At 51.0% G+C, this 23,321-nt stretch carries 28 protein-coding genes; 12 read left to right on the forward strand and 16 right to left on the reverse strand.

Annotated elements, in window-relative coordinates; genetic code table 11:
* Positions 1 to 182: 182 nt before the first annotated feature.
* The 8 genes from fusA to fkpA all read right to left on the reverse strand — a co-directional run bounded on the left by fusA (position 183) and on the right by fkpA (position 6,193).
* Complete coding sequence (gene fusA / locus QL223_RS13580; RefSeq protein ID WP_002535160.1) at positions 183 to 2,279, reverse strand: elongation factor G; 2,097 nt, start codon at positions 2,277 to 2,279, stop codon at positions 183 to 185.
* 72 nt (positions 2,280 to 2,351) lie between these two features.
* Positions 2,352 to 2,822, reverse strand: a complete 471-nt coding sequence (gene rpsG, locus QL223_RS13585; protein WP_002535161.1) for a 30S ribosomal protein S7 — start codon at positions 2,820 to 2,822, stop codon at positions 2,352 to 2,354.
* A gap of 98 nt (positions 2,823 to 2,920) precedes the next feature.
* On the reverse strand, positions 2,921 to 3,295 hold the full coding sequence (gene rpsL / locus QL223_RS13590; RefSeq protein ID WP_002535163.1) for a 30S ribosomal protein S12: 375 nt from the start codon (positions 3,293 to 3,295) through the stop codon (positions 2,921 to 2,923).
* 179 nt (positions 3,296 to 3,474) lie between these two features.
* Positions 3,475 to 3,765, reverse strand: coding sequence for a sulfurtransferase complex subunit TusB (tusB, locus tag QL223_RS13595; protein WP_046307169.1), 291 nt, complete (start codon positions 3,763 to 3,765; stop codon positions 3,475 to 3,477).
* Between the two features lie 9 nt (positions 3,766 to 3,774).
* A complete protein-coding gene (gene tusC / locus QL223_RS13600; RefSeq protein ID WP_046307171.1) occupies positions 3,775 to 4,131 on the reverse strand; it encodes a sulfurtransferase complex subunit TusC in 357 nt (118 codons plus the stop codon).
* 8 nt (positions 4,132 to 4,139) lie between these two features.
* Entirely contained in the window at positions 4,140 to 4,532 is a 393-nt protein-coding gene (tusD, locus tag QL223_RS13605; protein WP_281545045.1) for a sulfurtransferase complex subunit TusD, read from the reverse strand.
* A complete protein-coding gene (locus tag QL223_RS13610; protein WP_002535169.1) occupies positions 4,529 to 5,251 on the reverse strand; it encodes a transcriptional regulator in 723 nt (240 codons plus the stop codon). The genes tusD and QL223_RS13610 overlap by 4 nt, the downstream gene beginning before the upstream one ends.
* Positions 5,252 to 5,416: 165 nt before the next feature.
* Positions 5,417 to 6,193: an FKBP-type peptidyl-prolyl cis-trans isomerase gene (gene fkpA, locus QL223_RS13615; RefSeq protein ID WP_002535170.1), complete on the reverse strand. Its 777-nt coding sequence runs from the start codon at positions 6,191 to 6,193 to the stop codon at positions 5,417 to 5,419.
* A 122-nt stretch (positions 6,194 to 6,315) separates the two neighbouring features.
* Between fkpA and QL223_RS13620 the strand changes: the two genes are divergently transcribed.
* Both QL223_RS13620 and QL223_RS13625 read left to right on the forward strand, forming a co-directional pair.
* Positions 6,316 to 7,293, forward strand: a complete 978-nt coding sequence (locus QL223_RS13620) for a hypothetical protein (protein ID WP_281545046.1) — start codon at positions 6,316 to 6,318, stop codon at positions 7,291 to 7,293.
* A 14-nt stretch (positions 7,294 to 7,307) separates the two neighbouring features.
* Positions 7,308 to 7,532, forward strand: coding sequence for a SlyX family protein (locus tag QL223_RS13625; RefSeq protein ID WP_002535174.1), 225 nt, complete (start codon positions 7,308 to 7,310; stop codon positions 7,530 to 7,532).
* Between the two features lie 10 nt (positions 7,533 to 7,542).
* Here the strand turns inward: QL223_RS13625 and QL223_RS13630 are convergent, their stop codons facing one another.
* The 5 genes from QL223_RS13630 to kefG all read right to left on the reverse strand — a co-directional run bounded on the left by QL223_RS13630 (position 7,543) and on the right by kefG (position 11,917).
* A complete protein-coding gene (locus QL223_RS13630; RefSeq protein ID WP_281545047.1) occupies positions 7,543 to 8,508 on the reverse strand; it encodes an isoaspartyl peptidase/L-asparaginase in 966 nt (321 codons plus the stop codon).
* Between the two features lie 136 nt (positions 8,509 to 8,644).
* Positions 8,645 to 9,220: a peptidylprolyl isomerase gene (gene slyD, locus QL223_RS13635; RefSeq protein WP_281545048.1), complete on the reverse strand. Its 576-nt coding sequence runs from the start codon at positions 9,218 to 9,220 to the stop codon at positions 8,645 to 8,647.
* A 98-nt stretch (positions 9,221 to 9,318) separates the two neighbouring features.
* Positions 9,319 to 9,528 (reverse strand): YheV family putative zinc ribbon protein, encoded by a 210-nt coding sequence (locus tag QL223_RS13640; protein WP_002535178.1) that lies wholly within the window; start codon positions 9,526 to 9,528, stop codon positions 9,319 to 9,321.
* A gap of 26 nt (positions 9,529 to 9,554) precedes the next feature.
* Positions 9,555 to 11,354 (reverse strand): glutathione-regulated potassium-efflux system protein KefB, encoded by a 1,800-nt coding sequence (kefB, locus tag QL223_RS13645; RefSeq protein WP_281545049.1) that lies wholly within the window; start codon positions 11,352 to 11,354, stop codon positions 9,555 to 9,557.
* Positions 11,354 to 11,917, reverse strand: a complete 564-nt coding sequence (kefG, locus tag QL223_RS13650) for a glutathione-regulated potassium-efflux system ancillary protein KefG (RefSeq protein WP_002535180.1) — start codon at positions 11,915 to 11,917, stop codon at positions 11,354 to 11,356. The genes kefB and kefG overlap by 1 nt, the downstream gene beginning before the upstream one ends.
* A 270-nt stretch (positions 11,918 to 12,187) precedes the next feature.
* Here kefG and QL223_RS13655 point away from each other — a divergent pair, with 270 nt between their 5' ends.
* Together QL223_RS13655 and QL223_RS13660 are read left to right on the forward strand one after the other, a co-directional pair.
* Positions 12,188 to 14,110 carry an ABC transporter ATP-binding protein gene (locus tag QL223_RS13655; RefSeq protein WP_281545050.1) on the forward strand — a complete coding sequence of 641 codons (1,923 nt, stop codon included), beginning with the start codon at positions 12,188 to 12,190 and terminating at the stop codon, positions 14,108 to 14,110.
* Positions 14,053 to 14,571: a TIGR02444 family protein gene (locus QL223_RS13660; protein ID WP_281545051.1), complete on the forward strand. Its 519-nt coding sequence runs from the start codon at positions 14,053 to 14,055 to the stop codon at positions 14,569 to 14,571. Before QL223_RS13655 ends, QL223_RS13660 begins: the two co-directional genes overlap by 58 nt.
* Here QL223_RS13660 and QL223_RS13665 read toward each other — a convergent pair.
* Both QL223_RS13665 and QL223_RS13670 read right to left on the reverse strand, forming a co-directional pair.
* Positions 14,553 to 14,846, reverse strand: coding sequence for a DUF1330 domain-containing protein (locus tag QL223_RS13665; protein WP_281545052.1), 294 nt, complete (start codon positions 14,844 to 14,846; stop codon positions 14,553 to 14,555). The genes QL223_RS13660 and QL223_RS13665 overlap by 19 nt on opposite strands.
* A 14-nt stretch (positions 14,847 to 14,860) precedes the next feature.
* Positions 14,861 to 15,463, reverse strand: a complete 603-nt coding sequence (locus QL223_RS13670; RefSeq protein WP_281545053.1) for a LysE family translocator — start codon at positions 15,461 to 15,463, stop codon at positions 14,861 to 14,863.
* Between the two features lie 123 nt (positions 15,464 to 15,586).
* Between QL223_RS13670 and QL223_RS13675 the strand changes: the two genes are divergently transcribed.
* From QL223_RS13675 to QL223_RS13710, 8 genes are all read left to right on the forward strand, one after another.
* Positions 15,587 to 16,969 carry a PLP-dependent aminotransferase family protein gene (locus QL223_RS13675; protein ID WP_281545054.1) on the forward strand — a complete coding sequence of 461 codons (1,383 nt, stop codon included), beginning with the start codon at positions 15,587 to 15,589 and terminating at the stop codon, positions 16,967 to 16,969.
* A 9-nt stretch (positions 16,970 to 16,978) separates the two neighbouring features.
* Positions 16,979 to 17,965 carry a hydrolase gene (locus QL223_RS13680; RefSeq protein ID WP_281545055.1) on the forward strand — a complete coding sequence of 329 codons (987 nt, stop codon included), beginning with the start codon at positions 16,979 to 16,981 and terminating at the stop codon, positions 17,963 to 17,965.
* A gap of 42 nt (positions 17,966 to 18,007) precedes the next feature.
* Positions 18,008 to 18,985: a DUF3187 family protein gene (locus QL223_RS13685; RefSeq protein WP_281545056.1), complete on the forward strand. Its 978-nt coding sequence runs from the start codon at positions 18,008 to 18,010 to the stop codon at positions 18,983 to 18,985.
* Between the two features lie 14 nt (positions 18,986 to 18,999).
* Positions 19,000 to 19,215 carry a YheU family protein gene (locus QL223_RS13690; RefSeq protein ID WP_002535189.1) on the forward strand — a complete coding sequence of 72 codons (216 nt, stop codon included), beginning with the start codon at positions 19,000 to 19,002 and terminating at the stop codon, positions 19,213 to 19,215.
* A gap of 71 nt (positions 19,216 to 19,286) precedes the next feature.
* Positions 19,287 to 20,156, forward strand: a complete 870-nt coding sequence (locus tag QL223_RS13695) for a phosphoribulokinase (RefSeq protein WP_251877191.1) — start codon at positions 19,287 to 19,289, stop codon at positions 20,154 to 20,156.
* 169 nt (positions 20,157 to 20,325) lie between these two features.
* Entirely contained in the window at positions 20,326 to 20,745 is a 420-nt protein-coding gene (locus tag QL223_RS13700) for a rubrerythrin family protein (protein WP_002535192.1), read from the forward strand.
* A 108-nt stretch (positions 20,746 to 20,853) separates the two neighbouring features.
* Positions 20,854 to 22,179 carry a heterodisulfide reductase-related iron-sulfur binding cluster gene (locus tag QL223_RS13705; protein WP_281545057.1) on the forward strand — a complete coding sequence of 442 codons (1,326 nt, stop codon included), beginning with the start codon at positions 20,854 to 20,856 and terminating at the stop codon, positions 22,177 to 22,179.
* 15 nt (positions 22,180 to 22,194) lie between these two features.
* Complete coding sequence (locus tag QL223_RS13710) at positions 22,195 to 22,791, forward strand: DUF3501 family protein (RefSeq protein WP_281545058.1); 597 nt, start codon at positions 22,195 to 22,197, stop codon at positions 22,789 to 22,791.
* Positions 22,792 to 22,851: 60 nt separating this feature from the next.
* On the opposite strand, the gene QL223_RS13715 is transcribed toward QL223_RS13710, so the two are convergent.
* Complete coding sequence (locus QL223_RS13715) at positions 22,852 to 23,259, reverse strand: OsmC family protein (RefSeq protein ID WP_281545059.1); 408 nt, start codon at positions 23,257 to 23,259, stop codon at positions 22,852 to 22,854.
* Between the last annotated feature and the right edge of the window lie 62 nt (positions 23,260 to 23,321).

The following is a 23,321-nucleotide window of genomic DNA, read 5'->3' on the forward strand; positions in this document are numbered from 1 at the left end:
GGTTTTACCGTGGTCAACGTGGCCGATAGTACCAACGTTAACGTGCGGTTTCGTACGTTCAAATTTTTCTTTAGACACGATCGTGTTCCTTCCTAGTTGTGAGCCGCACCCACCGTCGTGAGTGCGATCAGAAGTTTTTATTAATGCGGGCCAATAATGCCAGCATTAAAACCACCTATCAATCAAGAACGCTCTGCGATGATTGAATCAGCGATGTTCTTAGGAATATCAGCATAGTCACTGAATTCCATAGAGTAAGATGCGCGGCCCTGAGTCGCTGAACGCAAGTCAGTTGCGTAACCAAACATCTCAGCCAGTGGCACCTGCGCGCGAATGATCTTCAAGCCAGCAGGACCTTCATCCATACCACCAATCAGACCACGACGACGGTTCAGGTCGCCCACTACGTCACCCATCCAGTCTTCTGGAGTGGTAACTTCCACTTTCATCATTGGCTCAAGAATGACAGGTTGCGCTTCAAGTGCACCTTTCTTGAATGCCATAGATGCAGCGATCTTAAACGCCATTTCGTTGGAGTCAACATCATGGTACGAACCATCGAAAAGCGTTGCTTTGATATCAAGCACTGGGTAGCCAGCAAGTACACCGCTACTCATCTGCTCTTCAACACCTTTAGCAACAGCGCCGATATATTCTTTCGGTACCACACCACCAACGATTTCGTCGACGAAGACAAAACCTTCGCCTTTCTCAGATGGTTCCAGTTTCAGCCAAACATGACCGTACTGACCACGACCACCAGACTGCTTGACGAATTTACCTTCGACTTCAGCCGAACCACGGATGGTTTCGCGGTATGCCACCTGTGGCTTACCTACATTACATTCTACGCTGAACTCACGACGCATGCGGTCTACGATGATGTCCAGGTGAAGCTCACCCATACCTGAGATCAGGGTCTGGCCTGACTCGTCATCGGTTTCAACGCGGAATGATGGATCTTCTGCCGCCAGTTTACCCAGCGCGATACCCATTTTTTCCTGGTCTGCTTTAGAGCGTGGCTCTACAGCGATCTGAATAACTGGTTCAGGGAACTCCATACGCTCAAGAACCACTTTTGATTCTTGTGCACACAGGGTGTCACCTGTAGTGACGTCTTTCAGACCGATGGCTGCTGCAATGTCACCCGCGCGAATTTCTTTGATTTCTTCACGCTTGTTTGAGTGCATCTGAACGATACGGCCGAAACGTTCACGCTTTTGCTTCACTGAGTTGTACACAGTGTCGCCAGTGTTAACCACACCTGAGTAAACACGCAGGAAGGTCAAAGTACCCACGAATGGGTCTGTAGCAATTTTAAATGCCAGAGCTGCAAACGGTTCGTTGTCGTCAGAGTGACGCTCGATCTCGTTGCCATCTTCGTCTTCACCTTTGATCGCTTTCACATCAACAGGGGAAGGAAGGAACTCAATAACAGCATCAAGAACCGCCTGAACGCCTTTGTTCTTAAATGCAGAACCACAAGTCGCCAGTACGATTTCATTATTCAGTGTACGTTCACGCAGAGCTTGCTTGATTTCAGCTTCGGTCAGTTCACCCTCTTCGAGGTACTTATCCATCAGCTCTTCGTTTGCTTCAGCAGCGGCTTCGACCAGATTCTGGTGCCACTCATCAGCCAGCTCTTGCATGTCTGCCGGGATGTCTTCGTATGTGAAGCTCATACCCTGGTCAGCTTCGCTCCAGTTAATCGCCTTCATTTTGATAAGGTCGATAACACCGCGGAAGTCTTCTTCAGCGCCGATATTCAGATGAATTGGCACTGGAGTTGCGCCCAGTCGAACTTTAATTTGCTCAACCACACGCAGAAAATCTGCGCCTGCACGGTCCATCTTATTGACGAAAACCATACGAGGAACTTCATATTTGTCAGCCTGACGCCAAACGGTCTCTGACTGAGGTTCAACACCGGAAGAACCACAGAATACAACTACTGCACCATCCAATACGCGCAGGGAACGCTCTACCTCGATGGTAAAGTCAACGTGTCCTGGGGTATCAATGATGTTGATGCGATGCTCAGGGAATTGCGCATCCATACCGCGCCAGAAAGTTGTAGTCGCAGCGGAGGTGATGGTGATACCACGCTCTTGCTCCTGCTCCATCCAGTCCATGGTTGCTGCACCATCGTGCACTTCACCAATTTTATGAGAAAGACCGGTGTAAAACAGGATACGCTCTGTTGTTGTAGTTTTACCTGCGTCTACGTGCGCACAAATACCGATGTTACGGTAGCGCTCAATAGGGGTCTTACGAGCCACAGTAGTATCCTCTTACTAAGGGTATCCTTAGAGTGTGGTTTAGGCGCGACCGAAGTCGCGCCCAAAAAGGTATTACCAGCGGTAATGAGCGAATGCTTTGTTCGCTTCTGCCATACGGTGAACGTCTTCACGTTTCTTAACAGCAGTACCTTTGTTCTCAGATGCATCCAGCATTTCGTTAGCCAGACGCTGAGCCATAGATTTTTCACCACGCTTACGCGCAGCTTCAACCAACCAACGCATCGCCAGAGCGTTACGACGTACAGGACGTACTTCTACTGGCACTTGGTAAGTTGAACCACCAACACGGCGAGATTTAACCTCTACCGCAGGGCGTACGTTTTCAAGAGCGGCTTCGAACACAGACAGGTGATCTTTACCAGAACGCTCTGCCATGATGTCCAGTGCACCATAAACGATTTTTTCAGCAGTCGACTTTTTACCGTCAACCATTACGATGTTTACAAATTTTGCCAGCAGCTCTGATCCGAACTTAGGATCCGGCAGGATTTTACGCTGACCAATTACGCGACGACGTGGCATGGAAATTCTCCGTTGTCTTCTTCAGGTTTTATCCAAAACTTTTCAGTTTTTTCAAAATTACAAATTAATTAGTGTTTGGCCTTACTTAACGGATTCCATTAAGACTTAGGACGCTTCACACCGTACTTAGAACGACCTTGTTTACGGTCGTTAACGCCTGCACAGTCAAGTGCACCACGAACGGTGTGGTAACGCACACCTGGAAGGTCTTTAACACGACCACCGCGGATCAGAACAACTGAGTGCTCTTGCAGGTTGTGACCTTCACCACCGATGTATGAAGTAACTTCAAAACCGTTGGTCAGGCGAACACGACATACTTTACGCAGTGCCGAGTTAGGTTTTTTAGGAGTAGTGGTGTAAACACGAGTACATACACCACGTTTTTGCGGACACGCTTCCAGCGCAGGCACGTTGCTTTTTGCAACTTGCTTGATGCGTGGCTTGCGTACCAGCTGGTTAATAGTTGCCATTAAATAGCTCCTGATATTACTTACGTATAAGTGTGAAAAATCTATGCCCCACAAAAGTAGGGACGCGAAATTTTAGGCGTCGTCAAATGGGGTGTCAAGATTTATACAACGATCTTTGCTTTGATCGTTTTATAACCGCTACAATCCCAGACTATTACGCTAGTAGATAGACGGCTAAATCACCATTTCATTTGCGTGACATGCCGAGTTGTTAGTTCAACAAACCCTTCCATATCAATAAGTTCAAATTGTGAGGCGATTTGATGCTCGATGCCGCGGGCCATAGCGTCTTCTTGAAGCACATAAATCCTGCGCCCTGACGAAACCAGTTTTTCTTGCCACTGCCCTCCAAGGATCCCAGCGACAACAGCATCTTCCAGCAAAAGGATCTCACTGTGTTTCTCGGAATATCGCAGACAATTCGCCAGAGCAGATGAGGCATAAGGGGAAGCATTAACGGTATGAAGCATTGACGATCCTTAAAACTGGAGCACTTTGGCACATTGGCCCAGTGAGGCAGCAATGTCCGTTGGTGATCTTTTTTCTACCGTAATAACAAGGGGATGGTCACTCAAACCGCGCTCAGCTAAAGAGTCAGCACACACGTAGATCTCCTCCACATCGCACAGTGACAGCATTTTGAAGGTAGAAATATAGTCGCGACTCAGCACTTCATCCGGCTTTTGGCCCGCCAGCAATTGCATCACACCATCACCGACGAAAAACAGGACAAGATCTTCACTGTAATTGGAAGTTGCCAACACCGCATCGAGCCCTTCCCGGCCAGACGCGCTGCCATGAGGCGCAGAAGAGAAAACAAAACCTATCTTTTTCATAACAGCACCTAGAACTGAATCACGCGGTCAGCAGTCAGCAGGGCTTCTGAAAGCGCACCAAGACCTGCCTGAGAGAAGCTATCCGCCATGTTGGATGATGTGAGCGCATGCTGTTTCGCCTCTTCTTCGCTCACCTGACCACGACGCAGTGCAGCGGCAACACAGGTTTCCAGCTCGACGCCACTTTCTTTTGACAGTGATTGCCAAGCAGCAACCAAATCAAATTCGTCATTGGCTGGCACTGTCAGTGAGGAAGCGTTGGACACACCATCTTGATAGAAAAACACACGCGTTAACGTGTGTCCTTTTTCTATCAGTACTTTGGCAAAGCGGTACGCGGTGAGCGATGACTGGCGCCCGTATACTGGGCCATTCACCACCAGCACATAACTCAGGCTCATTTTTCGCCGTCCTCACCTTTTCGCTGACGGATGTAGAGATAAACCGTGTGTTTGGAAATATTAAGGCGATCTGCCACACGGTTGATGGCATCTTTGATATCGAAAATACCTTTATCGAACAGCTCCATCACAATCTGGCGGTTCTTGGTATTGTTCGACACAGATTTGTCTGCGTTGATCTCTTCGATGGTGCGCTCGACCGTTTGGTCTACCAGCTCGTCCACATCGCTGGCAAAGTTCACGGAAGACACAGCCTGACGAGCTTCTTCTGTCGGCATGAAAGCTTGCAGCACTTGAGAGAAAGGCGCATCCAAGTTGATGTTGATACACAGAAGGCCAATCACGCGGTTGTCCGCATTGCGGATGGCCACTGTGATAGATTTCATCAGAGTGTTGCCTTTGGCACGCGTGAAGTAAGCACGTGAGAAGTTTCGCTCAGATCCTTCAATATCACGCAACATACGCAGTGCCAAATCAGTGATAGGCGAACCCACCTGACGGCCAGTGTTCTCGCCGTTGGCAATTTTGATAGCAGAGGTGTTCAAATCTTCCAGCGAGTGCAGCACGATTTCACAGTGCTGACCAATCAGGGCTGCAAGACCATCTACCACGGCTTCATAAGATTTCAGGATAACGCGATCGGTGTCAGTGAAAGGATTACTCTCGATAAAGTCACTTTCGACGATCACGTCCGCACCAAAGCTGTCTGTCGATACCACAGGTTTATCTTCCTTTGTGATGGATTTCGTTTACCGCAGGCAAAGATAAACGAAAGCTGCAAACTTTAAAATCTAGCGATAAGTCTAACAGACTTAGATCAAGAAAATAAAAAAACCCCGACAAAAGCCGGGGTTCTCTTTGTAAGCAAACGTGCAATCGAGGGATTAACCTTTCGCTTCGTCACCTTTGCCTTTGATTTCCAACAGCTCAACTTCGAACACTAGCGTCGAGTTGGCAGGAATCGCTGGCGTATCCTGAGAGCCGTATGCCAGCTCAGGCGGGATAACGAACTTGAACTTAGAACCTACAGGCATTAGCTGAACGCCTTCAGTCCAGCCCGGGATCACGCGGTTTAGCGGGAAAGTTGCTGGCTGGTTGCGATCGTAAGAACTATCGAACTGGGTACCGTCAGTCAGGGTGCCTTTGTAGTGAACGACAACAGTGTCTTCTGCCGCTGGTTTATCACCCTCACCCATTGTTTCTACCAGGTACATGAGGCCAGAATCTGTGGTATTCACACCGTCAGTCTTCGCAAACTGTGCTCGGAAGTCTTCACCAACTTTCACTGCTTCTGCTGCTTTTTCCTGAGCTTTTTCCTGAGCCAGTTGGGCAACACGCTGATCCAGCGCTTGCAACGCCAGCTGCGCTTCTTCTTCGGTCAGCTTGGATTTGTCAGCAAATGCGTCCTGCACACCTTGCAGAACCAAGTCGTTGCTCAAAGCCAAGCCCAATTCTTCTTGCTGGTCCAGATTGGCTTTCAGGTACTGCGCCAGGGACGCACCAATCGCGTATGCCGCTTTGTCATCTTCAGTGGCGAACGTTACAGCTTCAGCAGCAACAGGCGCTTCAACTTTTGCGGTTTCGTCTTTCGCTTCTTCCTGACAACCCACAGCTAGTGCAACAGTGGCAGCCAGCAGCGACATTTTAAAAACTGATTTCATTAGTGACTCCGTTGGTATAAAACCCACATTTCTTTTATTCGCTTACGCGATAACGATGCGAAAGCCCGAAACGATCAATATACTCGACGTTATAGGGGTCCAAGATAAGGAACACAAGGGCAATGCGACAATTCGTCCGCGCAATTTGCTTATTTCTGACACTGTTAGCACTTTCCGGCTGCTTTCACTCTACCCATGAAGCCCAGCGCTGGACGCTGGATCCTGATGGCGTGACCAGTTTCAGCCTTAGCCGAGACGGCCGCTTCGCGCTCATCGCTTCCACGTCCCACGGCATTGATTTGTGGGATTTGGTACAAAATAAAAAGCTGGCCGAATTCGGCGATCAAGACCCGGATAAAAACACCGTGCTCGCCAGTCAGATCTCAGACAACAACCGCTACGCCATTACCGCCACATCGCAAAACTTTGCGGTATGGGATTTGGCATGGGGACAAGCCGAAGGTCTGTGGTCGATTTCCGACGGCATTATCCGCGACGTTGATATCAGCAATAATGGCGAAAAAGTCCTGCTTGCCCTTTCGAATGGCAAAGCCCTGTTCGTGGACTTAGGCACAGGAAGACGCCTAGAGTTCCTTGCCCACCAAGATAAAGTGAACAGTGTGTCGCTCGCGCCCAATGGAAAATTCGCCATGTCAGGCGGAAATGACCACAACGCCTTTTTCTGGAGCACTGAAACCGGACAAATCCTCAATGAGTTTCCCCATGAGCATCGTATTACCCGCGTAGAGTTGCACCGCACCGGTAAATTCGCTTTCTCTGCAGATGGTGATGACACCGCCATCATCTGGGATTTATCGACGGGCGAGCCGAAAACCGAGCTCAATATGTTCCACCGCCATCCGAATTTCTCAACCGCCCGTTTTTCAGATGATGGCACCAAACTGGTGACCGGCACGCCGGGACGACGGGTAGAGTTTTGGGATGTAGAAAGCGGGGACAATCTCGGCCGCTGGTTGGCGGAAGAGCAACAAAATACGCGTCCACCCAGTGCAGTCGTGTATGATGTCGCCATCGATCCAACTGGTCGCGTGATTTCCGGCACTTCCGCCGGTATCGCTCAGGCGTGGATAGCAGAGTAATTTGAGATACCAAAATGACCGAGACAGAACTGCGTCTGCAGAAACAAATTGACGATCTGGAGATCAAACAGGCTTTTCAGGAACACACGATTGAAGAGCTGAATGATGCGATCACCCAGCAGCAAAAGACCATCGACAAGATGGCAACGCAAATAACCTTTTTGGTAACCAAGCTGAAAGCGATGGAGCCGGCAAACATTGCCAGCATGTCGGAAGAAACACCGCCACCGCATTACTAAAAAACAGGTCCTAGGCTCCTAGGACCTGAAGCTCTTCGTCCGCAAAAATAGCCACCAACGCTTCACCTTTCTCGTTCACCGTTGCGCGGTACATGCCCGGACAATTCAATTCAAAATTCACCTGTCCGTCAGCATCAATGGCAATCACTCCGCCTTCTCCGCCAAGGCTCAGGAAATCACCATGAATCACATCACGGCAGGCTTGCTCTATCGATGCCTTACCATATTGCATGCGTCCGGCAATATCGCCTGCAACCGTGCAGCGCATCAGAAGTTCGCCCATACCGGTTGCAGAAACCGCCACATTGCCGTTACGGGCATAATTCCCCCCGCCAATGATCGGTGTGTCACCGACTCTGCCCCAGCGTTTGTTGGTGAGTCCGCCCGTGCTGGTTGCAGCGGCCAGATTGCCTTCTTTGTCGAGTGCTACCGCTCCGACTGTGCCGTGTTTCTTTTCATCCGGATAGCGCGCTTCCGATAGCGCAACGCCGCCGGTTTTTTTCATCGTTTTCAGTTCGTTGTAGCGACGATCTGTGAAAAAGTAATCCTGCTCGACGTACTCGTAGCCACACTCTTTGAATGCAAAGGACTCGGCGCCCTCACCCGCCAACATCGCATGAGGGCTTTTTTGCATCACATCACGGGCTAGTTGTACTGGGTTTTTGATATGGCGAATCAGGGTTACCGCGCCGGCTTCAAGGTTTCTGCCATCCATGACAGAAGCGTCCATCTCAACGGTTTCTTCATGGGTAAGCACCGACCCTTTGCCTGCGTTGAAAAGCTCGCTGTCTTCCATCACAGTCACAGCGGCGACTGTCGCATCAACCGCAGTTCCACCCTGTTCCAGAACGGCATACCCTGCCGTCGCTGACTGCGCCAGTGCTTTACGATAAGCAGTTTCCAGCTCTGGTGTCATCAGACGGCGTTCAATGGTGCCAGCACCACCATGTATGGCGATAGAAAAGGGGCGGGTCATGATGATTCCTTTCGAAGTGAGAGTGGATATCCGATGAGATTAATATGAAATTGCCTAATAAAAAAGCGCCAACCGACTGATCGATTAGCGCTTTCTTTTCAGACCCAGCTACCAGCGATAGCTGCAAGCCTAAGGCTTAGTGAGAGCCGCAGCCACCACCGCCACAGCATTCGTGGTCGTCGCCTTTGTCTTCGCCGCCACAGCAACCGCCTTCGTCGTCATGGTCGTGACCACCGCAGCAGCCGCCAGACTGGTGGATGTGACCGTGTGCGATTTCTTCTTCCGTCGCCGCACGCAGCTCAACCACTTCCACGCTGAACGTCAGGGTTTGGCCAGCCAGCATGTGATTACCGTCAACCACGACTTCATCGCCGTCAACATCAGTCACTTCAACTGGGATTGGACCTTGGTCAGTATCCGCCAGGAAGCGCATACCAACAACGATTTCGTCAACGCCCTGGAACACATCAGCAGGTACGCGCTGAACCATTGCATCCAGGTATTCGCCGTACGCTTCTTCCGGCGCAACAGTCACTTCGAAAGATTCGCCAGCTTCGCGGCCTTCCAATGCATTTTCCAGACCTACGATCAGGTTATTGTGACCTTGCAGGTACTGCAGTGGCATTTCTTTGGTTGATTCATCAACCACGATGCCGTCTTCGTTTTTCACTTGGTAAGCAATGCTTACTACCACGTCTTTAGTGATTTTCATCTTAACTCCGGAAGCGGTTCAAGGGTGTCGACACAGCGACACCTGCTCATTTCGGCGCCGATAATACAGAAATAAACTGACTTCGACTATGGGATTCGTTATTGCGGTTTAAATATCCCTATAACCTGAGCATCCTGCTGCTGCGCAACGGGCTGCTTCTCTTCCGCAGACATCGGTGAGCGTCTGTCGGTATGACCGCACTGCACGCACTCCACAACTTCCACGTGGTGCTCTTGCCACCAGCGCATCGTGTCCGTTGCGCTGCATGATGGACAGGTCGCGCCAGCGATAAATCGTTTCTTGGCCATGTACTTCCTTGCCTTCGTTCTTATTGTTAACTATCCCGGTTCCAGCTCTGGTGGCGTTCGGTATCCCCTTTCATTTCGAGGTCGAACAGTTCTTCAAGCTCCACTCGCGCCTCTTTGGTCCGGGATGCAGCCATGGAATCTTCACTGTGGTGGGGCTGCATTTCGTGTAATCGCATTTCATCCAGTTTTCTGAAAAATGCCTCTGCGCGTTTGGCTTTATACGGGTGCATGCCCAGTGCGATCAATGTTTGTTTCCCTAAATCAAGCGCACTTAAAAAAGTTTCCCGGGAAAAACCCACCACGTCATGATCGAGTAGTTGGTTTGCCTCAACACGGCTTCGAGCCCGTGCGAGCACCTTCAGATTCGGGAAATGTTGCTGACAAAGTTCGACGATTTCCATCACTTCTTCCGGCGAATCCGCGCAAACGATGATGGCCTCTGCCGTTGCCGCCCCTGCAGCCCTCAATAAATCAAGCTGGGTTGCATCCCCATAATACACCTTGTAGCCAAACTTACGCAGCAAGGCGATTTGCGAAGGATCGCGCTCCAGTATGGTCAGTTTGATCTTGTTGGCGAACAGCAATCTACCCACCACCTGACCAAAACGGCCAAAGCCAGTGATGATGACGCGCGCACCATCGTGGTCAAACTGCTGAGCTTCTGGCATTGAGGCTTCGGCATTAATGGTGCGGGCAAACCATTTGGATTGCAGCATCAGCAATATTGGCGTCGTCATCATAGACAGACTCACCACCACCAGCAGGAAAGCATTGAGCTCTGGCGTCAGCAGGTTTTCACTTCGCGCTGCAGTAAACAATACAAACGCAAATTCCCCACCTTGACTCAGCAGTAAAGCTACGTGACTGCGGGATTTCTCGCTACCACCAAAGACGCGGGCTAACCCATATATGATGGCGACTTTTACGCCAATCAAGCCAGCGACCGCAGATAAAATTTCCAGCGGATATTGGAGCAGTAAACCAAGGTCAACCGCCATGCCTACGGCGATGAAAAAGAGGCCCAGCAACAAGCCTTTAAAGGGCTCGATGGCGATTTCCAGCTCGTGGCGATATTCACTCTCTGCCAACAGCACACCTGCCAAGAAGGTGCCTAGCGCCATAGAAAGTCCAAGTGACTGCATACCAATGGCGATGCCAATCACCAGCATTAGAGCAGTCACGGTGAACATCTCTTTGACGCGGCTTAGCACCACCCAGCGTAGCAAAGGACGCAATAGGTAATGACCACCGACCAAGAGCACCAAGATCGCTCCCAGCATGATGCCCACATCCAGCCAGCTGCCACCCGCTCCACCTGCCATCGCAGGAAGCACCGCAAGCATGGGGATCACTGCGATATCTTGAAACAATAGCACCGCAAAGCCTGATTGCCCGGCTTCGCTGCGCATCAAGCGTTGTTCTTCGATAATCCGCATGGCGATGGCAGTGGATGACAGCGCCAGTCCCATCCCGACAACCAAGGCATCAACACGACCGACACCCCAGTAATAGGCAATCAGAGCAATCACCACGGTACTGATAAAGACCTGAGAGCCACCAAAGCCAAGGATCGGCCTTCGCATCTGCAGCAGCTTCTTTGGATTCAATTCCAGACCAATCAGGAACAGCAGAAGCACCACGCCAAGCTCGGCAAAGTGCAGAATCGCTTCTACGTCTGTAATCAGGCCAAGCCCCCAAGGGCCAATCACCACGCCGCCGATCAGATACCCAAGCACAGAGCCAATTCCGAGGCGCTGGGCAAGGGGAACTGCCACCACAGCAGCAGCAAGGAAAATCAGAGCGTCTAGAAGGTAGTTATGTCCCATTACACCACCTCCGACACAGGATGACAGAGCCAATCGGCGTAGAGTTCGGCATGAGCTTCCCTGTCTTCATCGCTCACTCGGCGAGCCCAGTGAAGCACAAGCGGATCGACCCAACGCATCTGGCAAAGGAGTGCAGTCAGCTCAAACGGCTGTAACAGTTCTTCCATACTGTATTTGTTGTAACCGGTTTGGCTGAAGGCTTCCGCAGCACCGCCAGTGGTAATGACAAAGCGGCAAATCTTCCCAGCCAGCGCATTACCGCCACCATGGGCAAAGCCTTTACCAAGCACCACATCAATCCATTCTTTTAAAAGCGAAGGGCAGGAGTACATTTGAAGTGGATGTTGGAACACAATCACATCGTGTTCTAGAAGAAGCTCACGTTCATGGTGAACATCAATAATAAAGTCAGGATACGCTGCATAGAGGTCGTGTACTTTGACATGATCAAATTGACGGGCAGCCTCAATCATCCGTTTGTTGGCGACAGACTCGTGCGGGTCTGGATGAGCAAAGACCACCAGCACTTTCGATTTAAATAAAGACGTTGTCGGGGTTCCCATTTGGCAGCAAAATCCTTTTAAGCTTTCCAACGCCCAATGTGTGGTAGAGCGAAGAGGTAACATAATATTTTTTATAGTCTTTTTATCATGACACAAAACTGCCAACTCTGCGGCTTTGACGTCATCCTTCAACCATACGGTAAATCGTCCCGCATTTCACCGCTCTGCCGTGGTCCATTTTTGCGCCTCTCTTAAGTAAATCGCCGTCGTGTGATATAACAGCGCCAGTTTTTCGACCCCACATTCCTGCGGCCGGAGCCGCCAAGAGTCATGATCACTATTTCTGATATTCAGCTACTTCGTGGTGGCAAACCGCTGCTCAACAATGCCTCTGCCACTATCCACCCGGGCGATAAAGTCGGCCTGGTCGGCAAAAACGGCTGCGGTAAATCGACCCTGTTTGCGTTGCTTAAAGGGGAGCTGTCCCTTGATGCGGGTAGTTGTAACTTCCCAAGCGGCTGGCAAATGGCGTGGGTAGCGCAGGAAACCCCAGCGCTGGAACGCGAAGCGATTGAATATGTGATTGACGGGGACCGCGAATACCGCGCGCTGGAGCAGGCCCTTCGTGCTGCTGAAGAAGCGGATGACGGCCACAAGGTCGCCACCCTTCATGACAAAATTGATGCCGTCGGCGGCTACAGCATTCGCGCCCGTGCGGCAGAGTTACTGGACGGTCTTGGCTTTCGTCAGGATCAGATGAGCTGGAACCTCACCCAGTTCTCCGGTGGTTGGCGTATGCGCCTGAACCTCGCGCAGGCACTGCTATGTCGCTCAGACTTACTGCTGCTCGACGAACCGACCAACCACTTGGATTTGGACGCCGTGATGTGGCTGGAGAAGTGGCTGCAAAACTACCGCGGCACTCTGGTACTCATTTCCCATGACCGCGACTTCCTTGACCCAGTGGTTAACCGCATCATCCATATCGAAAATGAGCTGCTGAACGAGTACACGGGTAACTACTCAGCCTTCGAAACCATGCGTGCAGAAAAGCTGATCCTGCAACAGGCGATGTACCAGAAGCAGCAAAAGCAAATGGCGCACATGCAGTCGTACATTGACCGCTTCCGCTATAAAGCCAGTAAAGCCCGTCAGGCGCAGAGCCGGATTAAAGCGCTTGAACGCATGGAGAAAATGCTCCCGGCGCAATTTGACAACCCATTCAGTTTCGAATTCCGTGAGCCATCTGCTCTACCTAATCCTATCCTGATGATGGAAGAGGTGTGCGCAGGTTACGGCGACACCATGATTCTGGAAAAAATCTTCCTGAATCTGGTGCCAGGCAGCCGCATTGGTCTGCTTGGCCGTAACGGCGCGGGTAAATCAACGCTGATAAAACTGCTTTCAGGCACAGTGCCCGCACAGGCTGGTGAGCTGCGTTATTCGCAGGGTGTGAAGATTGGTTACTTTGCCCAGCACCAGTTAGAAACATTGCGTGATGATGAAACGGCCATTCAGCACATGATGCGTCTGGCACCGGAAGCGACAGAGCAACAACTTCGCGATTACCTCGGCAGCTTTGGCTTCCATGGCGACAAAGCGCTGGATGTGATTGCCCCTTTCTCTGGCGGCGAAAAAGCACGTTTGGTGCTGGCATTGATTGTTTGGCAAAAACCGAACCTGTTGCTGCTCGATGAACCCACCAACCACCTTGATCTCGACATGCGTGCCGCACTGACGATGGCACTGCAATCGTTTGAAGGCGCCATGGTTATCGTGAGCCACGACAGATACCTGCTCCGTGCAACCACTGACGATCTGTATCTGGTGCATGACCGCAAGGTTGAGCCATTCAATGGCGACCTGAATGATTACCACCAATGGCTGAACGAATTGCAGCGCTCTGAGCGTCGTCAGGAACAGGCAGAAAACGCCAAACCTGCAGGTACAAATACTCAAGCAGCCCGTAAAGAACAAAAACGTCTGGAAGCAGAATTTCGCAAACAGACCGCGCCTATCCGCAAGAAAATTGACACGCTGGATACAAAACTCGAAAAGTATTCTGCAACAATTGCTGAAGTAGAATCTCAACTGGCGGAACCTTCTAGTTATGAAGCGTCCAACAAAGAGAAACTTACCGAATTGCTGCGCCAGCAGGCAGACGCGAAATCATCGCTCGAAGAGGTCGAACTGGAATGGATGGATCTTCAGGAACAACTGGAGCAAATGGAAGCGGAGTTCCAAGGCCGCTAAAACAGCAAGCCACAGCCGATGGGCTGTGGCAATTTTGTCTGCATCATTATGGACAGCAAGAGGTCAAACACGCCTGCCTTAAACTTCAGGATCAGTTCAAAGGCAATGTGAACCTCGCTCTGCTGTTAGCCTGGCTGGAAGACGCCGGGTTTTCCCTTTCGGCCTCATCACTCGCTCAACTTCGCCAATCATTGGTTCAGTCAGAAACCCTGCTCACCCGCTATCGATTGATGCGACGTGACCTCAAGCCACAGCTTTCGCGCGGGGCTTACCAGAAAATGCTTAACTATGAGCTGACATTAGAGAAGTTCCAGCAGCAGGAATTGCTCGCCTGTGTTAACCAACAAGTGTGGGAAGAAAACACCTCTTCCTCTTTGGAGATGTACTGCTCGCAGTTAGATGGGGATGCACATTACCTTTATCCGGCGTTGATGAAAGGACTTCATACCTGCTCGTCGTAAAGGACTATCGTCATCTCACAGGATTCATCACGAAGTGGCACCAATTCAAGATACGCCGGAGAAGCGTAAAAACGTTCAACAGCTTCAATATCCCGATAGCGAAAAACGGCGGTGACATGCTCTTCCGCTTTGTCACCCCGGAAAGTCCCCACGCAATTTCCTCGAACCACCACTTCCACACCAGCTTGGTCGAGCAGCACTTTGGCCGCTAACACATATTCGCCGAATTTCTCGGCATCTTTGATGGTGGCATAAGAAAAATTAAGTACAGACATACGAGACTCCCTGCTTACAGCCAAATAAAGATTAAGCAGGATGCGGTCAGGGTGCCCATCACGCGGTTAAACACTTTCCAGCTTTTTTCTGAAGACAGCACTTTCCCCACCCAGACGCCAAAGCCCGCCCAAATAGATGTGAGAGACAAGCCCACGATGAGAAAAGTAATGACAATCACCATGGAAGATATCCAATAATCTCCGCCCGCTAAGGTAAAGGTACCCACCGCACTCACCGCCATTGCCCACGCCTTGGGATTGACGTACTGGAATAATGCTCCTTCCATCAGGGTCATCGGCCGGCGATCGCTGGAAGCATCTTCAGAAGGTGCGCCCGCCTTCGCAATACGCCAGGCAAGATAGAGAAGATAAGTACTGGCCAGCAGCTTCATCCCTTCCTGTACCCAAGGGTAGAGCTGAAATACTGCGCCAAGTCCGGCGGCAACCACACCAATCAATGACGCCACCCCCAATGAAATGCCAATAAGGTGTGGCACTGTGCGTCGAAATCCGAAGTTTGCCCCTGATGCTGTCAGCATCATGTTGTTTGGTCCTGGCGTGCCTGTCATGGTCGCTGCAAAAAGCGCCAGTGTCGCCAAAAAAGATAGTTCCATCATGAATTGTCTCCCTGCTCACATTGTATCGATACAATTCAGGCTAAAAATTGAAATTGACCTATTAATTGTTCAAAATTCACGCTATCAGGGATCAAAAATCAGATCAAAAGGTTTATTGTCACCATGACAATCATAAATATTGCATTGGAGAAGTCCGGAGCTCCTATGTATCGGCAAATAGCCGATGCCATTGCGGATAAAGTGGTTAGCAAAGAACTGGCACCGGGAACAAAACTGCCGACCCACCGCGCACTGGCGGATGCGTTGTCAGTCACCGTAGGAACGGTCACCCGCGCGTATGCAGAAGCGGAGCGACGAGGCATTGTCGAAGCCAAAGTCGGTGCAGGCACCTACATTTGCGAGAACAACCGCCCACTGTGGTCTTTTTCCGATCCTGATCGACAAGATGTGCTGAGCTTTGGCTACAACGTGCCACCAACGATTAACCGTGCCGATCTCTTCGCGGAGGCACTGGAGCAACTTGCTGCCCACCCGCAGGAACTCAACAGTCTGATGCTGTATCAGCCGCCTTCCGGCATTGTGCGTCACCGTGAAATTCTGGCCGACTGGTTGAATGGGCATCAGGTGAACGCCGAACCGTCGCGTTTGCTGTTCTGCTCCGGCGCGCAAAATGCCATGCAGCTTTGCCTGATGACCCTTTGTCGAGCCGGGGATACCATCCTTACCGATAAGTTCACCTATCCCGGTTTACTCAGTCTTGCCAGACAGTTGCAACTCACGGTGAAGCCCGTAGAGATGGACGATGAAGGCATGTTGCCAGAATCCTTAAGCGCAGCCTGTCAGCAATATCAGGCGAGATTGGTGTACCTCACCCCAACCCTGCAAAACCCGACGACAGCGACCATGAGTGAAGCCCGTCGTCACGCACTCATCGAGGTGTGTGAACAACAGCAACTGATGATCGTGGAAGATGACATCAACGGCCTGCTTCCCCGCGAACGGCCCTCGCCGATGGTCAATCTGGCTGCTGACAATGTGATATATATTGGTGGGTTGGCGAAAACATTGGCTCCCGGTCTTCGTCTCGGCTTCCTGCATCTGCCGGAACGCTTCTATCCCCACTTCGTTAACGCGCTACAAAACCACAGCTGGATGATCAGCCCGCTTTTAACCGCCATGGCATCAATCCTTTTGGAGAATGGCTCAGCAAACCAGATCCTTGAAACCATTCGTACTGAAATGGAAACACGGTGGGAAATCGTCACCCGCTATCTTGGTACTGAGTCTATGCGTTACCATCCCAACGCGTTTCACGGCTGGCTAACATTACCCGAAGCCTGGTCTCTCAGTGAGTTTCTGGCGGCGAGCAAAGCGGAAGGCCTGGAGCTGAAATCGTCTGAGCTTTTTGTGCCTGCGGGATATTCCGCGCCACCGACGGTGCGGATTGCTGTGAGCGCACCACCCAGTCGTGAGTTACTTGAACAGGGCTGCGAGAAGCTCGCCAAGCTGTTGGCGAATCCACCACTGACTGAATTTGCGTTGTAAGAGATAGAAATGGAACAAACAGCAAGCAAGCCTTTCGTGCCGATGAAAGGCGGCAAAAACCCACATGTCCAAACCCTGCTTCCGCGCTTTTTGCGCAGGAAAGCGGTCTTTGAACCGGTCTGGCAACGCCTTGAAACGCCGGATAGGGATTTTCTGGATATCAGCTGGACGCAAGACCCCGCCAGCGTTGGTGACAAACCTATTGTGGTGCTGTTTCACGGCCTTGCCGGGTGTTTTTACAGCCCTTATGCCAACGGATTGCTCAATGCCTTTAAACAGCAAGGTTGGGTCGGTGTTTTAATGCACTTTCGCGGCTGTAGCGGCTCGCTGAACAAAATGCCACGCAGCTATCACTCTGGTGAAACGGGGGATGCCCGCTTTTTCCTCGAGTATCTAAACAAACGATTCCCTGCCAATACCAAAGTCGCTACCGGCGTCTCCCTCGGTGGCAACATGCTGGTGCGCTATCTGGCAGAGTTTAAAGACGATCCCATCATCAAAGCTGGATGTGTCATCAGTCCACCTTTGGATCTGGCGGCATGTTCAAGTCGCATTCGTAAGGGGTTTTCCCGCGTCTATCAAGCGTATCTGCTCCGCTCAATGAACCGCACCCTCGGTAACAAGCTTGCCCGCCACCCGCAAATCGGGCACTTGAAAAGCGGGGAGAAAGTGGCGATATCGAACCTCTATCAGTTCGACCAAACCGTCACTGCACCACTGCACGGATTCAACGATGCTGAGGATTATTATCGCCAATGCAGTGGCTTAGGTGTGTTGCAGGAAATTGCGGCTCCGCTCAAAGTGATCCATGCTAAAGATGATCCCTTTATGACGGAAGCGGTGATCCCCAAAGCGCCGCTACCGGACAACATTGACTATCACCTGACCGAATATGGCGGTCACGTCGGATTTGTCTCCGGTACCTTGAATGCACCAGACTTCTGGCTGGAAAAAGAGGTGCCACGCTGGTTAGCCTTGCACATCGACGCCGAATAAAGGCGCAATAACACCAAGAAAGCAGGGCGAGAGAGGTGGACGATGGCAATATCTCGCACTGCTTTTATGCTGCTATGGTGGCTCCCCTTCGCTGCGCAGGCAGAAAACACAGACCCTTTGCGCTTTGGGCCGCTGATTGCCCAAAGTCAGGCACCGCTGCAAACCACTGGGCTCACACCGATACTCCAAGACCCGTTTCAATTAAAAGCGGGACAAACAGATGCCTTCGCTTCCGTCGCTATTGGCAGCGTTTGGGCACCTTCACAGGAATACAACTTCGACTACTATCACAACCAGTTTATGGGCGGCTTCGTTCATGCGCTGGATGAGGAAAAACGGATTGGGGTTTGGCTGCAATACCGCTATGCGGCAAACAACCGATTGGATGGCCTAACGGAAAAGTTCCATAGCATTTTTGGCATCGACCAAAACGGTCGCACCGAAGTCGATGAAGACAGGTTCTATATCTATGTCCCCAGCACCATGGACGCGCCAGTCGAAGACTTCACTGGCGATCCCTTACTCAGTGCCATCAATCTGTATGGCGAGCAAACACTCTATGAAGACATGCACCATGCGGTGAGTGCGGGTGTCACCCTGTTCTTTAACCGGGTCAGCCATGGCGTGTTTGCCAACACTTCCTTCGAGCAGTCTGCTCAGCTCAACTATGGCTACCAAAGAGAGAAACACCGGCTGACCGCCATGGTGTCGCTCGTCCACCGACCGGATAAACCCCAGCATTTTGTTGAGGTAAAACCCTGGGGTATTAACGCGGGTATCAGCTACCAGTATCAATGGTTCACGCATCATGAGCTGATAGGCGAATACCTGATATCGCAAGGCAAAGCAGCCGGTGCAGGGCTGGGTGAACTTAATGCCTTGGTGCACGAGTTTGCGCTGGGTTATCGCTACCTTTTTAATAACAGTGCGATAGAATTGGTGGCTATAGAGAATATGTTCAATCACGATAACAGCACGGATATCGTGTTTAACGCCACCTTCCGGCACCGTTTTTTGTAGTAGGTAAAGCCACCATGATTGTTCCCTGGCAAGAGATCCCCGAAGAGACCCTTAGAAACCTGATTGAGCACTTTGTGCTGCGTGAAGGGACAGATTACGGCGAGCAGGAAGCAAGCTTCGAGGAAAAGGTGGAACAGGTCTACAATCTGCTCAAAAACAAAGAAGCCGTTGTGGTGTTTTCTGAGTTACACGAAACGGTGGATATCAAACCTGTGCGATCACTTGCCTAATATCCATCGCTTGACCAAGCCATCGAGACCCTGTTAACTGTTGCCATCTTTCTAAATTGACAGGGTTTGTCATGTCTGCAAAGCACCCCATTATTGCAGTCACCGGTTCGTCCGGCGCAGGGACGACCACCACCTCAGACGCATTCCGCAAGATTTTCAACATGATGAAGATTAGCGCCGCTTGGGTGGAAGGTGACAGTTTTCATCGGTATACCCGTCCTGAAATGGACGTGGAAATCCGTAAAGCCAAAGAACAGGGCCGTCATATCAGTTACTTCGGCCCAACTGCCAACGACTTCCCAAGGCTCGAATCTTTCTTCAAGGAATACGGTGAGGAAGGCACGGGGCAGTTTCGCCGTTATCTCCATACCTTTGATGAAGCGGTACCTTACAACCAAATGCCGGGCACCTTTACAGCTTGGCAGGACTTGCCGGAAAACACTGACTTGATGTTCTATGAAGGACTTCACGGCGGTGTGGTAGAAGGTGAGATTAACGTCGCCCAGCACGTCGATCTGCTGATCGGTATGGTGCCAATCGTGAACCTGGAGTGGATCCAGAAGTTTGTCCGCGACACCCGCGACCGCGGGCATTCTCGCGAAGCGGTAATGGATTCCATTGTTCGTTCGATGGACGACTACCTGAACTACATCACACCGCAGTTCAGCCGAACCCACATCAACTTCCAGCGTGTCCCGACGGTAGATACTTCGAATCCACTCAACGCAAAAGGCATCCCAAGCTTGGATGAAAGTTTTGTGGTGATCCGTTTCCGTGGCATCAAGAAAGTCGATTTCCCTTATCTGCTCTCAATGATCCAAGGTTCTTTTATGTCCCGTCATAACACCCTGGTTGTGCCGGGCGGCAAGATGAGTTTCGCCATGGAACTGATTATTCGTCCCCTTATCCAGCAGCTGATTGAAACCGGCAAAATCAGCTAGTACCACTGAACTCATCTACCACGTTTAAACGTAATCCGCCATCGATAAAATCTATCGCGGATTACGTTTTTATTCATTAGACCGAATAACAAACCTGTCCTTAACTTAATCTTACTGGTTACTTTTTAACCAGCAGAAGCAAGACAATGTCATAAAAGAGGACAGAGCCATGTCACTGAAAGGAACCAAAACCGAGCAAAACCTCAAAGACGCCTTTGCCGGTGAAAGTCAGGCAAACCGTCGATATCTCTATTTCGCATCAAAAGCAGACATTGAAGGCTACAACGATGTCGCCGCCGTTTTCCGCTCAACGGCCGAGGGTGAAACGGGCCACGCACACGGCCATCTGGAATACCTAGAGGAGGTGGGCGACCCTGCGACAGGGTTACCTATGGGTAACACAGCAGAAAACCTCAAAGCGTCGATTGCCGGTGAAACCCACGAATACACCGATATGTATCCGGGCATGGCCGCCACGGCGCGCGACGAAGGTTTCGATGAGATCGCGGACTGGTTTGAAACGCTCGCCAAAGCAGAGCGAAGCCACGCGAACCGCTTCCAGAAAGCACTCGACAACCTCGACAGCTAGTCGCACAAAAAGGGCGGCCAGTCCGCCCTTTCAGAGCGCAATAGGCGCTAATGACGATAACGCACAGTGACTGCCGAAAACCGGCACAACCAGTAGCAGGGACACGTCATGAAAGAAAAACGCGAAGGAGGCATTGACGCCCCCACCCGCCACGCAATTGAGTGGCAATCCCCAGACTTTTACGATCGCGAAAAGCTCGAAGCAGAAATGGAGCGCGTCTTTGACGTTTGCCACGGCTGCCGCCGCTGCGTGAGCCTCTGCGATTCATTCCCCACCCTGTTTGACCTCATTGATGAATCCGAAACCTTCGAAGTCGATGGCGTTGATAAGAAGGATTACCAGAAAGTCGCAGATCAATGCTACCTCTGTGACATGTGTTATATGACCAAATGCCCCTATGTTCCGCCGCATGAGTGGGAAATAGACTTCCCTCACCTGATGCTTCGCGCCAAAGCGGTGAAATTCCACGAGCAAGGTGCATCGCTGCGGGACAAACTGCTTTCCAGCACAGATATGGTAGGTGGCATGGCAACGATTCCCATCGTGGATGTCACCGTGAACGCGATGAACAAAAACAATGCATTTAGAAGCGTGCTTGAGAAAGCCGGCGTGCACAAAGACGCTATTGTGCCGACATACGACAGCAACACCATGCGAAAACGTGTTGCCTCAATGGTGAAAGACATCACGCCAGAACCTGTTGGCGAAACCACAGGGAAGGTGGCTATGTTCACCACCTGTTACGGCAACTACAACAGTCCAGAACTCGGTGAGGATTTCTACAAGGTCTTTCAGAAGAACAATATCCATATCGAAGTGGTCGGCAAAGAGCGTTGCTGCGGTATGCCCAAAATGGAACTGGGCGATTTAGAAAGCGTTCAGCGCGCCAAAGAAGAAAATATTCCGCAGCTTCTTGCGATGGTGGAGAAAGGGTTCGACCTTATCGCACCGGTACCATCCTGCGTGCTGATGTTCAAACAGGAGCTTCCGCTCTTGTTTCCCAATGACCCGGATGTCGCCAAAGTCCGTGATGCCTTCTATGACCCCTTCGAATACCTGATGCTTCGCCACAAAGCCGGCAAACTCAACACCGAGTTCGATACGCCGCTTGGTGACATCAGCTACCACGTTGCCTGTCATCTTCGCGTGCAGAATATTGGCCTAAAAACCGCAGATCTACTCCGTTTGGTGCCTGGCACTCAGGTTGCACCGGAGCAACGCTGTTCGGGTCACGACGGGACTTACGCGGTGAAAGTGGAAACGCATGACAAGGCAGTGAAAATTGGTCGTCCCGTGGCAAAGAAAGTGAAACAAGCCAACGCCGACTACTTTGCCAGTGACTGCCCGATGGCAGGTGCGCACATTGCCAAACTGGCGGAGGTGGATAAACCCATTCACCCCATGACCTTATTAAGGAAGGCCTACGGCCTGTAACAGGGAGCGAAAACCATGGAAAAACTGACTGCAGATGACTTAATGACGCTGGAGGATTACGCCCGTGCACGCGCCCAATTCCGCCACCAAATCATGGAGCACAAAAAACACCGCTTCGTGAAGCTTGGTGATCATGCAAGGCTGATTTTTGAAAACCGTCAGACCATCCAATACCAGATTCAGGAAATGCTGCGTATTGAACGCATCTTCGAGCCAGAGGGCATTGCGGAAGAATTGGATGCCTACAATCCTCTGATCCCTGATGGCAGCAATCTGAAAGCTACCATGATGATTGAGTATGCTGACCCAGAAATCAGGAAAGTAGAACTCGCCAAGCTCATTGGCGTGGAGAACAAGGTCTGGCTGAGAGTCGGCAACGATGCGAAGGTTTACCCTATCTGCGATGAGGACCTTGAACGCGACAATGACGAAAAAACCTCGAGCGTGCACTTTATGCGATTCGAGCTGACACCCCCGATGATCACCGCCCTGAAAAAAGGTGACGCACTGACCGCGGGCGTTGATCATCCTGCACTCGAACTCAGCGTGACGATCAGTGATGAGGTGAGAAATGCTCTGTCTGATGATCTCGACACACCACAGATAAACTAAAGGAGGGCTACCCCTCCTTTTCATTCTTACCGTTTGATGTTCAGGCTTTTTGTTACATGATCAAGCCGCCTCAATCACCTCATAACTGTGGGTCATTTCCACTCCTGCACCTAGCATCAAGCAAACAGAGCAGTATTTCTCGAGGCTGTCTTTCACCGCAGAGGCTACCAGGCTTTCATCAAGCGCTTTACCTGTCACGACAAAGTGAATATTGATTTTGGTAAACAGCTTTGGTGCTTGCTCACGGCGTTCAGCACTTAGCTCAGCCACAAAAGAAACCACCTGCTGTGCACCTTCTTTCAGTGCTGCAACCACGTCGACAGAGCTACATCCGCCCGCGCCCATCAGCACCATTTCCATCGGACTTGGGGCATTTGCACCACCGTTTCCATCCATCACAATGCTATGGCCGGAATTTGACAGTCCGAGGAAGGTCTCATTTCCACACCATTTGACGCTTGCTTGCATTTCTTACCTCCATTTACTTTCAGGGTCGTGATCTTGTCCACGTTTTTAGCCTTTAATAGGGG

This window comes from Grimontia sp. SpTr1 (assembly GCF_947387585.1).
Classification (GTDB): domain Bacteria; phylum Pseudomonadota; class Gammaproteobacteria; order Enterobacterales; family Vibrionaceae; genus Enterovibrio; species Enterovibrio indicus.